The organism is Pseudomonas sp. REST10 (genome assembly GCF_029542605.1).
GTDB classification, from domain to species: Bacteria; Pseudomonadota; Gammaproteobacteria; order Pseudomonadales; family Pseudomonadaceae; genus Aquipseudomonas; species Aquipseudomonas khazarica.
Genome location: NZ_CP035677.1, coordinates 3263107 through 3277564, shown reverse-complemented (window position 1 = coordinate 3277564; position 14458 = coordinate 3263107). Strand labels below are relative to the sequence as shown.

12 protein-coding genes are annotated in these 14458 nt (G+C 60.0%); all 12 read left to right on the top strand.

What is annotated here, in order from left to right; translation table 11 throughout:
• The first annotated feature begins 70 nt into the window (after positions 1–70).
• The 12 genes from serC to wecB all read left to right on the top strand — a co-directional run bounded on the left by serC (position 71) and on the right by wecB (position 14436).
• The gene (serC, locus tag EWH21_RS15500) at positions 71–1156 is read left to right on the top strand and encodes a 3-phosphoserine/phosphohydroxythreonine transaminase (protein ID WP_277698770.1); all 1086 of its coding nucleotides are present in this window, start codon (positions 71–73) and stop codon (positions 1154–1156) included.
• Positions 1149–2252, top strand: a complete 1104-nt coding sequence (gene pheA, locus EWH21_RS15495; RefSeq protein WP_172979143.1) for a prephenate dehydratase — start codon at positions 1149–1151, stop codon at positions 2250–2252. Before serC ends, pheA begins: the two co-directional genes overlap by 8 nt.
• 87 nt (positions 2253–2339) lie before the next feature.
• Positions 2340–3449 (top strand): histidinol-phosphate transaminase, encoded by a 1110-nt coding sequence (hisC, locus tag EWH21_RS15490; RefSeq protein ID WP_277698769.1) that lies wholly within the window; start codon positions 2340–2342, stop codon positions 3447–3449.
• Positions 3446–5686 (top strand): bifunctional prephenate dehydrogenase/3-phosphoshikimate 1-carboxyvinyltransferase, encoded by a 2241-nt coding sequence (locus EWH21_RS15485; RefSeq protein ID WP_134678180.1) that lies wholly within the window; start codon positions 3446–3448, stop codon positions 5684–5686. The genes hisC and EWH21_RS15485 overlap by 4 nt, the downstream gene beginning before the upstream one ends.
• The gene (gene cmk, locus EWH21_RS15480) at positions 5683–6348 is read left to right on the top strand and encodes a (d)CMP kinase (protein ID WP_277698768.1); all 666 of its coding nucleotides are present in this window, start codon (positions 5683–5685) and stop codon (positions 6346–6348) included. Before EWH21_RS15485 ends, cmk begins: the two co-directional genes overlap by 4 nt.
• A gap of 148 nt (positions 6349–6496) precedes the next feature.
• Complete coding sequence (gene rpsA, locus EWH21_RS15475) at positions 6497–8179, top strand: 30S ribosomal protein S1 (RefSeq protein WP_047588966.1); 1683 nt, start codon at positions 6497–6499, stop codon at positions 8177–8179.
• 266 nt (positions 8180–8445) lie between these two features.
• The gene (gene ihfB / locus EWH21_RS15470) at positions 8446–8730 is read left to right on the top strand and encodes an integration host factor subunit beta (RefSeq protein WP_003243558.1); all 285 of its coding nucleotides are present in this window, start codon (positions 8446–8448) and stop codon (positions 8728–8730) included.
• A 618-nt stretch (positions 8731–9348) separates the two neighbouring features.
• Positions 9349–10668: a UDP-N-acetyl-D-glucosamine 6-dehydrogenase gene (gene wbpA / locus EWH21_RS15465; RefSeq protein WP_277698767.1), complete on the top strand. Its 1320-nt coding sequence runs from the start codon at positions 9349–9351 to the stop codon at positions 10666–10668.
• A 64-nt stretch (positions 10669–10732) separates the two neighbouring features.
• Complete coding sequence (locus EWH21_RS15460; protein ID WP_277698766.1) at positions 10733–11683, top strand: Gfo/Idh/MocA family oxidoreductase; 951 nt, start codon at positions 10733–10735, stop codon at positions 11681–11683.
• A gap of 4 nt (positions 11684–11687) precedes the next feature.
• Positions 11688–12272 carry a UDP-2-acetamido-3-amino-2,3-dideoxy-D-glucuronate N-acetyltransferase gene (gene wbpD, locus EWH21_RS15455; RefSeq protein WP_277698765.1) on the top strand — a complete coding sequence of 195 codons (585 nt, stop codon included), beginning with the start codon at positions 11688–11690 and terminating at the stop codon, positions 12270–12272.
• A complete protein-coding gene (locus EWH21_RS15450) occupies positions 12269–13357 on the top strand; it encodes a DegT/DnrJ/EryC1/StrS family aminotransferase (RefSeq protein WP_277698764.1) in 1089 nt (362 codons plus the stop codon). Before wbpD ends, EWH21_RS15450 begins: the two co-directional genes overlap by 4 nt.
• Complete coding sequence (wecB, locus tag EWH21_RS15445) at positions 13354–14436, top strand: UDP-N-acetylglucosamine 2-epimerase (non-hydrolyzing) (RefSeq protein WP_277698763.1); 1083 nt, start codon at positions 13354–13356, stop codon at positions 14434–14436. Before EWH21_RS15450 ends, wecB begins: the two co-directional genes overlap by 4 nt.
• Positions 14437–14458: the final 22 nt, after the last annotated feature.

Here is a 14458-nt window from a genome sequence, read left to right as displayed (position 1 = left end):
CCCTCCCACAGATCGCGGGTTCAGGTCATAGGATGGGGTGAACCCATCGAAATGAATTGAGAGAAGAGAAGTGAGCAAGCGAGCTTTTAACTTCTGCGCCGGCCCAGCCGCGCTGCCGACCGCTGTACTGCAACGTGCCCAGGCCGAAATGCTCGACTGGCAGGGCAAGGGCCTGTCGGTCATGGAGATGAGTCACCGTAGCGACGAGTACGTGACCATCGCCAGCCAGGCCGAACAGGACCTGCGCGATCTGCTCGCTGTGCCCAGTGATTACAAGGTGCTGTTCCTGCAGGGCGGTGCCAGCCAGCAGTTCGCCGAGATCCCGCTGAACCTGCTGCCGGAAGACGGCGTGGCGGATTACGTCGAGACCGGTATCTGGTCGAAGAAGGCCATCGAAGAGGCGCGTCGCTATGGCGCCATCAATGTCGCCGCCAGCGCCAAGGCGCACGACTATTTCGCCATTCCCGGGCAGAACGACTGGCAGCTGTCGAAAGATGCCGCCTACGTGCATTACTGCAGCAACGAAACCATCGGCGGCCTGCAGTTCGACTGGATTCCGCAGGTGGGCGACACGCCCCTGGTGGCGGACATGTCCTCGGACATCCTCTCGCGTCCGCTGGATGTCTCGCAGTTCGGTCTGATCTACGCCGGTGCGCAGAAGAACATCGGCCCCAGCGGCCTGGTGGTGGTGATCGTCCGCGAAGACCTGCTCGGCCGCGCTCGTTCGAGCTGCCCGACCATGCTCGACTACAAGGTCTCGGCGGACAACGGCTCGATGTACAACACCCCGGCGACCTATTCCTGGTACCTCTCCGGCCTGGTGTTCCAGTGGCTGAAGGAGCAGGGCGGCGTCGAGGCCATGGAGCGCATCAACCGCGCCAAGAAAGACCTGCTGTACAAGACCATCGACGACAGCGACTTCTACAGCAACCCGGTCGCGCACAATGCGCGCTCCTGGATGAACGTGCCGTTCCGTCTGGCCGACGAGAAGCTGGACAAGGTGTTCCTGGCCGGCGCCGACGAGCGTGGCCTGCTCAACCTCAAGGGGCACCGCTCGGTGGGTGGCATGCGCGCCTCCATCTACAACGCCGTCGGCCTGGATGCGGTCGAGGCGCTGGTGGCCTACATGGTCGAGTTCGAGAAGGAGCATGGCTGACATGTCCGAGCAGGAACTGCAGGCGCTGCGGGTTCGCATCGACAACCTCGACGAGCGCATCCTCGAGCTGATCAGCGACCGTGCGCGCTGCGCCGAAGAAGTCGCGCGGGTGAAGATGAAGGAGCTGAAGGAGGGCGAGTCGCCCGTCTTCTACCGTCCCGAGCGTGAAGCCCAGGTGCTCAAGCGCGTGATGGAACGCAACCAGGGGCCGTTGGGCAACGAGGAAATGGCGCGGCTGTTCCGCGAAATCATGTCCTCCTGCCTGGCCCTGGAGAACCCGCTGAAAGTCGCTTACCTCGGCCCGGAAGGCACCTTCAGCCAGGCGGCGGCGATGAAGCACTTCGGTCACGCGGTGGTCAGCGTGCCGATGGCCGCCATCGACGAGGTGTTCCGTGAGGTCGCCGCCGGCGCGGTGAACTTCGGCGTGGTGCCGGTGGAGAACTCCACCGAAGGGGCGATCAACCACACGCTGGACAGCTTCCTCGAGCACGACATGGTCATCTGCGGTGAGGTGGAGCTGCGCATTCACCACCACCTGCTGGTGGGCGAGACCACCAAGACCGACAAGATCACCCGTATCTATTCCCATGCCCAGTCGCTGGCGCAGTGCCGCAAGTGGCTGGACGCGCATTACCCCAACGTCGAGCGCGTGGCGGTTTCCAGCAATGCCGATGCGGCCAAGCGCGTGAAGAGCGAGTGGAACAGCGCGGCCATCGCCGGTGACATGGCCGCCAACCTGTATGGCCTGACCAAGCTGGCCGAGAAGATCGAGGATCGCCCGGACAACTCCACGCGCTTCCTCATCATCGGCAGCCAGGAAGTGCCGCCGACCGGCGACGACAAGACGTCGATCATCGTCTCCATGCGCAACAAGCCGGGTGCCTTGCACGAGCTGCTGGTGCCGTTTCACAACAACGGCATCGACCTGACCCGCATCGAGACCCGTCCGTCGCGCAGCGGCAAGTGGACCTATGTGTTCTTCATCGACTTCATCGGCCACCATCGCGATCCGCTGATCAAGGACGTGCTGGAAAAACTGGCTCAGGAGGCCGTGGCGCTGAAGGTGCTGGGTTCCTATCCGAAGGCGGTACTTTAAACTGCAGCCACAAGCTGCGAGCCACAGGCTGCAAGTGAGCGGCGCTCTGGCTCCTGGCTTGTGGCTTAGAGCTTGAGGCTTGCAGCTATGACTTGTGATTTCCTGACCCTGGCCCAGCCGGGCGTGCAGAAGCTTTCCCCCTACGTGCCAGGCAAACCGGTCGATGAGCTGGCTCGCGAGCTGGGGCTCGATCCGGCCGGTATCGTCAAGCTGGCCAGCAACGAGAATCCGCTGGGCCCCAGTGACAAGGTGCTGGCGGCGATTCGTGCCGAACTGGATGAGCTGACCCGCTATCCGGATGGCAACGGCTTCACCCTCAAGGCTGCCCTGGCCAGTCGCTACGCTGTCGATGCGGCGCAGGTCACCTTGGGCAATGGCTCCAACGACATCCTCGAGCTGGTCGCTCGCGCCTACCTGGCGCCGGGCCTCAATGCCGTGTTCAGCGACTACGCCTTCGCCGTGTACCCCATCGCCACCCAGGCTGTCGGTGCCCAGGGCAAGATCGTGCCGGCCCGGGACTACGGTCACGACCTGGACGCGATGCTCGCCGCGATCGACGACGACACCCGCGTCGTGTTCATCGCCAACCCCAACAACCCGACCGGTACCTGGTTCGGTCCCGAGGCGCTGGAAACCTTCCTGGCCAAGGTGCCGGAGTCGGTGCTGGTGGTGCTGGACGAGGCCTACATCGAGTATGCCGAGGGTGATGAGCTGCCGGATGGTCTGGACTACCTGGCGCGTTATCCCAATCTGCTGGTCTCGCGTACCTTCTCCAAGGCCTATGGCCTGGCGTCGCTGCGGGTCGGCTACGCGATCAGCTCGCCGGCCATCGCTGACGTGCTCAACCGGGTGCGGCAGCCGTTCAACGTCAACAGCCTGGCGCTGGCCGCCGCCTGCGCGGCCCTGGCCGACAGCGACTACCTGGCCGAGAGCCGTCGTCTCAATGACGCCGGCATGCAGCAGCTGGAAGACGGCTTGCGCGCCCTGGGGCTCGGCTGGATTCCGTCCAAGGGCAACTTCATTGCCGTCGACTTCGGGCGTGACACCGCTGCGATCAACCAGGCGCTGCTGCGCGAAGGGGTGATCGTGCGACCGATGGCGGGCTACCGTATGCCGAGCTTCCTGCGCGTTTCCATCGGTTTGCCGAGGGAGAATGCGCGCTTCCTCGAGGCGTTGGCCAAGGTGCTCTCGGCGTGACTGTAACGGCCGTGCAATCGAATGCCCCTAAGATCGGCCGCCTCGTGGTGGTGGGCCTCGGGTTGATCGGTGGCTCCTTCGCCAAGGGGCTGCGTGAGCGTGGCCTGTGTCGCGAAGTGGTGGGGGTCGACCTGGATGCCGAGTCGCGGCGACTGGCCGTGCAGCTGGGGGTGGTCGATCGCTGCGAGTCTGACCTGGCCACCGCCTGTCAGGGTGCCGATGTCATCCAGCTGGCAGTGCCTATCCTGGCCATGGAGAAGCTGCTCGCCGAGCTGGCGAAGCTCGATCTCGGCACGGCAGTGCTGACCGATGTCGGCAGTGCCAAGGGCAATGTCGTGCGTGCCGCGCGCCTGGCCTTCGCCGGCAAGCACGTGCGCCTGGTGCCCGGGCACCCTATCGCCGGTTCCGAGCAGAGCGGGGTGGAGGCTGCCAACGCCGGCTTGTTCCGCCGGCACAAGGTCATCCTCACGCCTTGCGAGCACAGCGATGAGTCAGCCGTGGCACTGGTCGAGAGCCTGTGGCGCGAGCTGGGGGCGGCTGTCGAGGTGATGGAGGTGGAGCATCATGACCAGGTGCTCGCCGCGACCAGTCATCTCCCGCATCTGCTGGCTTTCACCCTGGTCGACTCGCTGGCCAAGCGCAGCGAGAACCTGGAGATTTTCCGTTACGCCGCTGGTGGTTTCCGCGATTTCACGCGGATCGCCGGCAGTGATCCGGTGATGTGGCACGATATCTTCCTCGCCAATCGCGAGGCCGTGCTGCGTACGCTGGACACGTTTCGCGACGACCTCGACGCCCTGCGCGACGCGGTTGACGCTGGGGATGGGCATCAACTGCTGGGCGTGTTCACCCGCGCCCGTGTGGCCCGCGAACATTTCAGCAAAATTCTGGCCCGCAGGGCCTATGTGGACGCTATGCACTCGACCGATCTGATTTTCCTGGCAAAACCCGGTAGCTCGCTGGCCGGCCGTATTCGCGTACCCGGTGACAAATCCATCTCGCATCGTTCGATCATGCTGGGTTCGCTGGCCGAAGGCACGACCGAGGTCGAGGGTTTCCTCGAGGGTGAAGATGCCCTGGCTACCCTGCAGGCGTTTCGCGACATGGGCGTGGTCATCGAAGGCCCGCATCATGGCCGCGTGACCATCCATGGTGTCGGGCTCAATGGCCTGAAGGCGCCGGCCGGCCCGCTGTACATGGGTAACTCCGGTACCTCCATGCGCCTGCTCTCGGGGCTGCTGGCCGCGCAGCCGTTCGATACCACCCTGACCGGCGATGCCTCGCTGTCCAAGCGTCCGATGAATCGCGTGGCGAAGCCGCTGCGGGAAATGGGCGCGGTGATCGAGACCGCTCCGGAAGGTCGTCCGCCGTTGACCATCAAGGGTGGTCAGCGTCTGACCGGCATGGCGTACGAGATGCCGATGGCCAGTGCTCAGGTCAAATCCTGCCTGCTGCTGGCCGGCCTGTACGCCGCAGGCAGCACCTCGGTGACCGAGCCGGCGCCTACTCGCGACCACACCGAGCGTATGCTGCGCGGCTTCGGCTATCCCGTCAGCGTCGAGGGTGCCACGGCGTGCGTCGAGTCCGGGCACAAGCTCAGCGCGACCCGTATCGAGGTGCCCGCCGACATTTCCTCGGCAGCCTTCTTCCTGGTCGCTGCCAGCATCGCCGAGGGTTCCGAGCTGGTGCTCGAGCATGTGGGCATCAACCCGACCCGTACCGGTGTGATCGACATCCTCAAGCTGATGGGCGGCGACATCACCCTGGAGAACCAGCGTGAAGTCGGCGGCGAGCCGGTTGCGGACATCCGTGTGCGCGCGGCCAGGCTCAAGGGCATCGATATCCCGGAAGACCTGGTACCGCTGGCCATCGACGAGTTCCCCGTGCTGTTCGTGGCTGCTGCCTGCGCCGAAGGCCGCACCGTGCTGCGCGGCGCCGAAGAGCTGCGGGTCAAGGAGTCCGACCGTATCCAGGTCATGGCCGATGGTCTGGTCGCGCTGGGCGTCAAGGCCGAGCCGACCCCGGACGGTATCGTCATCGAAGGCGGCGCCATCGGTGGTGGTGAGGTCTGGGCGCATGGCGACCACCGCATCGCCATGTCCTTCAGCGTCGCCTCGCTGCGTGCCAGCGCGCCGATCCGCATTCACGACTGCGCCAACGTCGCCACCTCCTTCCCCAACTTCCTCGCCCTGGCGGCCGAAGTGGGCATCAACGTGGCAGAAGAGGGCAAGGCATGAGCGCCCCGGTCATCACCGTCGACGGGCCGAGCGGCTCGGGCAAGGGCACGCTCTGCGCGCTGCTGGCCAAGCAGCTGGGCTGGAACCTGCTCGACTCCGGCGCCCTGTATCGCCTGCTGGCCTTCGCCGCCGGTAATCACGGCATCGACCTGACCAACGAGGAAGCGCTCAAGCAACTGGCGGCGCATCTGGATGTGCAGTTCATCGACAAGCGCATCATCCTCGAAGGCGAGGAAGTCACCGACGCCATCCGCAACGAACAGGTGGGGGCGGGCGCTTCCATGGTCGCCTCGCTGCCGGCGGTGCGTGAAGCGCTGCTGCAGCGCCAGCGCGCGTTCCAGGAAATGCCGGGCCTGGTCGCCGATGGCCGCGACATGGGAACGGTGGTGTTCACCGAGGCGCCGCTGAAGGTTTTCCTCACGGCCAGCGCCGAGGAGCGTGCTCGCCGCCGCTACCTGCAGTTGAAGACCAAGGGCGATGATGTTAATCTCGCGAGTCTTCTCGATGAGATTCGGGCGCGCGATGAGCGCGATACCCAGCGCGCAGTGGCACCGCTGAAGCCTGCCGCAGATGCAATCCTGCTGGATTCGACCGAGCTTTCCATCGAGCAAGTGCTAGAACGAATTCTGCGTGAGGTCGCCGAGCGCGATCTCGCCGGGTAAGAGCTCCGGCTGTCCTAAGTCGGAAAGCTCGCAAGGAGGCATGCGGGAGACCAGTCCTTGTCCCGCAGGCCTCTTTTTACATGAACGAACCCACATGGTCTGGAATGTGGTTTGGGCGAATCCCCGCCCTTGATCAACAGGAATCAACATGAGCGAAAGCTTTGCAGAACTATTTGAAGAAAGCCTGAAATCCCTCGACATGCAGCCGGGTGCCATCATCACCGGTATCGTGGTCGACATCGACGGTGACTGGGTTACCGTACACGCCGGCCTGAAGTCCGAGGGCGTCATCCCGCTCGACCAGTTCTTCAACGAACAAGGCGAGCTGACCATCAAGGTCGGTGACGAAGTCCACGTTGCGCTGGACGCGGTTGAAGATGGCTTCGGTGAAACCAAGCTGTCCCGCGAGAAAGCCAAGCGCGCTGAATCCTGGCTGGTTCTGGAAGCTGCGTTCAACGCTGAAGAAGTGGTCAAGGGCGTTATCAACGGTAAGGTCAAAGGCGGCTTCACCGTTGACGTCAACGGCATCCGCGCGTTCCTGCCGGGTTCCCTGGTCGACGTCCGTCCGGTGCGTGATACCACTCACCTGGAAGGCAAAGAGCTGGAATTCAAGGTCATCAAGCTGGACCAGAAGCGCAACAACGTTGTCGTTTCCCGTCGCAGTGTCCTGGAAGCCGAGAACAGCGCCGAGCGCGAAGCTCTGCTGGAATCCCTGCAGGAAGGCCAGCAGGTCAAAGGTATCGTCAAGAACCTCACCGACTACGGTGCGTTCGTTGACCTGGGCGGCGTAGATGGTCTGCTGCACATCACCGACATGGCCTGGAAGCGCATCAAGCACCCGTCCGAAATCGTCAACGTTGGCGACGAGATCGACGTCAAGGTTCTGAAGTACGACCGCGAGCGCAACCGCGTATCCCTGGGCCTGAAGCAACTGGGCGAAGACCCATGGGTTGCCATCAAAGCCCGTTACCCGGAAAACACCCGCGTCATGGCGCGCGTCACCAACCTGACCGACTACGGCTGCTTCGCTGAGCTGGAAGAAGGCGTTGAAGGTCTGGTGCACGTTTCCGAAATGGACTGGACCAACAAGAACATCCACCCGTCGAAAGTCGTCAACGTCGGCGACGAAGTGGAAGTCATGGTTCTGGACATCGACGAAGAGCGTCGTCGTATCTCCCTGGGTATCAAGCAGTGCAAGACCAACCCGTGGGAGGACTTCTCCGGTCAGTTCAACAAGGGTGACAAGATCTCCGGCACCATCAAGTCGATCACCGATTTCGGTATCTTCATTGGTCTGGACGGCGGCATCGACGGCCTGGTTCACCTGTCCGACATCTCCTGGAACGAAGCCGGCGAAGAAGCCGTGCGTCGCTTCAAGAAGGGCGACGAGCTGGAAACCGTCATCCTGTCGGTCGACCCGGAGCGCGAGCGCATCTCCCTGGGCATCAAGCAGCTGGAAGACGATCCGTTCAGCAACTACGTCTCCCTCAACGACAAGGGCACCATCGTCCGCGGCGTTGTGAAGGAAGTGGATGCCAAGGGCGCCATCATCGACCTGGGCAACGAGATCGAAGCCACTCTGAAAGCTTCCGAAATCAGCCGTGACCGCGTTGAAGACGCGCGCAACGTCCTGAAGGAAGGCGACGAAGTAGAAGCCAAGATCATCAGCGTTGACCGCAAGTCCCGCGTTATCAGCCTGTCCATCAAGTCGAAAGACGTCGAGGACGAGAAGGACGCGATGAAGGAACTGCGCAGCAAGCAAGACGCTGAAAGCACCGGCCCGACCACCATTGGTGATCTGATCCGTGCTCAGATGGAAAACCAGAACTAAGTTCAGGTAATTCATCGAAGAAAAGGGCGGCCCTCGGGCCGCCCTTTTTCGTTTCTGCAGCTCTCATCGGTCCGTTGCCATGCAGCGGCTGGTGGTGCTCGCCGCGCCCGCTGAATGTGTGCCTGATGCGGTGCTTATGCCTGAGTCATCAACTCTCAATCCGGATATTGCGCTAACACCTTGTTTTTTGGGCTGTTCAAAAGCTGACCAGCGTGCTAAAACCGATCCATCGAGTCTTCTAGCCGCTTGAAAAAGAAGGGAAAACCATGACCAAGTCGGAGTTGATCGAACGAATCGTCACTCACCAGGGTCAGCTCTCCTCCAAGGATGTCGAGCTGGCCATCAAGACCATGCTGGAGCAGATGTCCCAGGCGCTGGCGACAGGGGATCGCATCGAGATCCGTGGCTTCGGCAGCTTCTCCCTGCACTACCGCGCCCCGCGCGTAGGGCGCAACCCGAAAACCGGCCAGTCGGTGCGCCTGGACGGCAAGTTCGTGCCGCATTTCAAGCCAGGCAAGGAGCTGCGGGATCGGGTCAACGAAGACGAGTGACCTGGTTCGCAGGGCCTGCTGAACCGCTTGCCGGCGTCATCCCTTTGTCATGGTTGCGAAATAACAGAAAACCGGGAAAATGTGCGGGTTTTCATATCGCTGCCTAGTTGGCCAGTCTTACTGACCACATTGCTTCCGCAAAGGCTGAATCTAACCCGTGCTACTGGGCCGAGTCCCTCTAGGCTTCTGTCGTTAAGGGATTGACCTTTGCGGTACCTCTCTGTTGCTGATCATGATGCTGCTACTCGTAGCGCTTGTCTCCGTCATAGAAAACGCTCGGTAGCAAGGCTTTGCTCGAGTCTCATGTTCATGCTGATGGTATTGATTCTCGCTCCCTTGTTTTCGCTGGCTGCTTCAAGGGACCGCTTGCTTTTGCAAGCCTTCGATCTAGTGCATTGGTCATTGTAATGTCAGCGTGGGAGTAAACGAGGAGTGCTATGAGGCTCGAGTGCAAGTACATGCCATAAATGGCGCTACTCATGCCGACTGGTAGCGTTGGCTTGAGCTGAATGATGCACGTTGTGTATGGCGAGCTTTGATAACATCCTGTGGCTGCGTTGCGACGTGGCTGACAGGAGTCTGATAATTGTAGTTCTGTGAAGTTTTTGATGGGGTGTAATGGTGAAGGCTGACTCGCTGCAGATGTATATCGATAAATTTAAGAATCGAGACGCATTGGTAGGAATTGTCGGTCTCGGCTATGTTGGTTTGCCGTTGATGCTGCGTTATAACGCCATCGGTTTTCGCGTTCTCGGCATTGATATCGATATGGTCAAGGTTGATAAGCTCAATGCTGGTCAGAGCTATATTGAGCATATTTCTGGCAAACATATATCGAAGGCACGTGCGAGCGGTTTCGAGGCGACCAGCGATTTCGCTCGTGCCAGCGAATGTGATGCATTGATTCTTTGTGTGCCGACCCCGCTCAACAAGTATCGCGAACCCGACATGAGCTTCGTGATCAATACGACGGATGCGATCACACCTTACCTCCGCGCAGGGCAAGTGGTTTCGCTGGAAAGCACCACCTATCCAGGCACCACAGAAGAAGAGCTACTGCCGCGTGTCGAATCTACAGGCCTGAAAGTCGGCGAGAGCATCTTTCTGGTTTACTCGCCAGAGCGTGAGGATCCAGGCAATCCCGATTTTGAAACACGGACCATTCCCAAGGTGATTGGTGGTCACACGTCTGCGTGCCTGCAAGTTGGTGTTGCCCTCTATGAACAGGCGATCGACCAGGTCGTAGCAGTCAGCTCAACAAAAGCTGCAGAAATGACCAAGTTGCTGGAAAACATTCATCGTGCCGTGAATATCGGCCTGGTCAATGAAATGAAAGTGGTCGCGGACCGTATGGGTATCGATATCTTCGAGGTGGTCGATGCCGCTGCGACCAAACCCTTTGGATTTACCCCGTACTATCCTGGGCCAGGTCTGGGCGGGCACTGTATCCCAATCGACCCGTTCTACCTGACCTGGAAGGCGCGTGAGTATGGGTTGCATACCCGCTTCATCGAGCTGTCTGGGGAAGTAAACCAGGCCATGCCCGAATATGTCCTCGGCAAGCTGATGGATGGTCTGAACGATCAAGGGCAGGCTCTCCGGGGCAGTCGGGTTCTGATATTGGGCATCGCCTACAAGAAGAACGTAGACGACATGCGTGAGTCTCCATCAGTTGAGATCATGGAGCTCATTCAGGCAAAAGGTGGTGTTGTTGCTTACAGCGATCCGCATGTGCCTGCGTTTCCCCAGATGCGTGAGCATCATTTCGATCTGAGCAGCGAGCCTCTGACCGCAGAGAACATCGCCAGCTTCGATGCCGTGGTTCTGGCCACCGATCATGAGCGTTTCGATTACGAGCTGATCAAGGCTAACGCGAACCTGATTGTCGACACTCGGGGTAGGTATCGCGCCCCGCATCCGAACATCATCAAGGCCTGATTCTGGAAGACGGGTTGGTGTGCGTTACGTGCATACCGCCCGTTAATTCTTGTGAGACACGAACATGAAAAAATTCGCCCTGGTCGGTGCTGCCGGCTATATCGCTCCGCGCCATATGCGTGCCATCAAAGACACTGGCAACCAGTTGGTCTGTGCTTATGATATTAACGACTCGGTCGGTATCATCGACAGCATCTCGCCACAAAGCGAGTTCTTCACCGAGTTCGAGCGGTTCCATGATTATGCTTCGCGCCTTAAGCGTGACCCGTCGACTACTCTCGATTACGTTTCTATCTGCTCGCCGAATTACTTGCATCATCCGCACATCACGGCGGGTCTGCGTCTCGGCTGCGACGTCATCTGTGAAAAGCCACTGGTGCCGACCAGCGATTTGCTCGACGATCTGGCATTGGTCGAGCGCGAGACGGGTAAGCGTCTCTACAACATCCTGCAGCTCAGGCATCACCAAGCGATCATCGATCTGAAGCAGCGTGTGGGTGCTGGCGATAAGGCGCACAAGCACGAAGTCGAGCTCACATACATCACCAGTCGTGGCAACTGGTACATGGAGAGCTGGAAGGGGGATCCACGCAAATCCTTCGGCGTTGCCACGAACATCGGCGTCCACTTCTTCGACATGTTGCACTTCATCTTCGGCGCGCTACAGCGCAACGTGGTGCATTACGTCGATAACTACAAGGCTACCGGCTACCTGGAGTACGAAAATGCTCGCGTTCGCTGGTTCCTTTCCATCGATGCGAACGACCTGCCTGATGCGGTAAAGGGCAAGAAGCCGACTTACCGCTCCATCACCTGCGATGGTGTAGAGATTGAGTTCTCCGAAGGTTTCACTGACCTGCACACAGTCAGCTACCAAGCTATTCTCGACGGCAATGGATATGGAATCGAGGACGCTCGCCACTGCGTGGAAACCGTGGAGACCATCCGTACCCTGGCCGCTACTCGCGCAAGGAACGGTGAGGATCATCCGTTCCTTGCGCGCCTGCTGGGTTGAACCTATGAGCTACTACCAGCATCCCAGCGCAATCGTCGATGAAGGCGCACAGATTGGCGAAGATTCGCGTATCTGGCATTTCGTCCACGTATGCGCGGGCGCCCGGATTGGCAAAGGTGTGTCCCTGGGGCAAAACGTATTCGTCGGTAACAAGGTGCTGATCGGCGATCATTGCAAGATCCAGAACAACGTCTCTGTGTATGACAACGTCACACTCGAGGAAGGCGTCTTCTGTGGTCCGAGTATGGTTTTCACCAACGTCTACAATCCGCGTTCGCTGATCGAACGCAAGAGCGAATATCGCGACACTTGGGTGAAGAAGGGCGCCACGCTAGGTGCAAACTGCACCATAGTCTGTGGCGTCACTATCGGCGAGTTCGCCTTCATAGGTGCAGGCGCTGTAGTCAACAAGGACGTTCCTGCTCATGCACTGATGGTCGGGGTTCCGGCTCGGCAGATTGGCTGGATGAGCGAGTTCGGCGAGCAACTGGATCTGCCGCTCGCCGGGGAGGGGAGTGCACCATGCATTCACTCCGGAGAGCTCTATGTGCTTGAGGGCGGCATTCTGAGAAAGGAGCAAGCGCAGTGATCGAATTCATCGATCTCAAGGCACAACAGGTGCTGATCAAAGACAAGATCGATGCCAATATCCAGCGCGTACTGGCCCACGGTCAGTACATTCTTGGCCCTGAAGTGGCCGAACTGGAGGAAAAGCTGGCGGCTTTCGTGGGCGCCAAGTACTGCATCAGCGTGGCTAACGGTACCGATGCGCTGCAGATTGCGCAGATGGCGCTGGGTATCGGTCCGGGCGATGAAGTGATTACCCCCGGGTTCACCTACATCGCGACTGCAGAAACCGTCGCTCTGTTAGGGGCCAAACCGGTGTATGTGGACATCGATCCGCGTACCTACAACCTTGATCCTCAGCTGCTCGAGGCTGCGATTACGCCGCGCACTAAAGCGATCATTCCCGTTTCGCTGTATGGCCAATGCGCTGACTTTGATGCGATCAATGCCATCGCAGATCGGCACGGCATCCCTGTGATTGAGGACGCGGCGCAAAGCTTTGGTGCCACGTACAAGGGCAAGCGTTCCTGCAATCTCACGACCATTGCCTGTACTAGCTTCTTCCCCAGCAAGCCCCTCGGATGTTACGGCGATGGCGGAGCGATTTTCACCAGCGATGACGAATTGGCCAAGGTAATGCGGCAGATCGCGCGTCATGGTCAGGATCGTCGTTATCACCACATACGTGTGGGTGTTAACAGTCGACTTGATACATTGCAAGCGGCGATCCTATTGCCCAAGTTGGAGATTTTTCCGCGCGAACTGGAACAGCGCGGGCAAGTCGCCCACTCTTATGGTCGCTTGTTGGGTGAGGCTGGTATTACCGCTCCCTTCGTCGAAAGTTACAACCACAGCGCGTGGGCTCAGTACACGGTGCAGATCACTGCCCGCGATCAGGTGCAGGAGCGCCTCAAGGTCGTAGGTATTCCGACCGCAGTGCATTACCCGATACCGCTCAACCGCCAGCCGGCGGTGCAGGACGATGTGTGTCTACCGGTGGGCGATGCCATTGCCGAGCGGGTGATGAGCCTGCCGATGCATCCGTACCTGGGCGTGGCGAAACAGGCCACCATCATCCAGTCCCTGCAGGAGAGCCTGGGCATATGAGCAAGAAAATCGTCACTATCGTCGGGGCGCGTCCTCAGTTCATCAAGGCGGCAGCGGTCTCGCGCGAGATTCTCAAGCGCCCCGGCCAGCTTGAAGAAGTCATGGTGCATACCGGCCAGCACTTCGACCCGAACATGTCCCAGGTGTTCTTCGACGAGCTGGAGATCCCTGCGCCACGCTACAATCTGGAAGTCTCCGGCGGCAGCCATGGCGCCATGACCGGACGCATGCTTGAAGGTATCGAGCACATTCTGCTGGACGAGAAGCCAGACTGGGTGCTGATCTATGGCGATACTAACTCGACCCTGGCTGGCGCTCTGGCGGCGGCCAAGTTGCATATCCCGGTCTCGCATGTGGAGGCTGGATTGCGTTCGTTCAATATGCGCATGCCTGAGGAAATCAATCGAATCCTCTCTGATCGTGTATCAAGCTTGCTGCTGTGTCCGACGGATGCGGCCGTCGACAATCTGGCGCGCGAGGGCGTAACTCAGGGGGTGCACAATGTCGGCGACGTCATGTACGACGTTGCCCTCTATTATCGCGAGCGCGCCCGGGTTGGCAGCAGTATTTTGCAGGTGCTGGGCCTGAGGGAAAAAGCTTTTGCTTTGGCGACTTGCCATCGGGCCGAAAACACCGATGATCCCTTGCGCTTGGAGGGCATCGTTAGCGCGCTGGCGCAGATTGCCTGTGACGTGCCCGTGGTCCTGCCGCTGCATCCGCGTACCCGTAAGCTGCTGAATCAGTTCGGCTTGGAACGATATCTTTCCGATCTCACTGTAGTAGAGCCGCTGTCGTTCCTCGATATGGTGGCGTTGGAGCAGGCGGCTCGCGTCATCCTTACCGACTCCGGTGGCGTGCAGAAGGAGGCCTTCTTCTACCGTGTACCCTGTATCACCATGCGTGATGAAACCGAGTGGGTTGAGACTGTCGAGTTAGGCTGGAACCGCTTGGTTGGTGCCGAGCAGGCACGCATCCTTGAAGCTTATGCAGCCTTGGCAGCGGGTAGTGCGGATGTGTCTGGTCGGCCTTATGGCGATGGGCGGGCTGCCGCGCGCATTCTTGCACTATTGCTGGTGTGAGGGCGCGATTCGATTTGGGTCG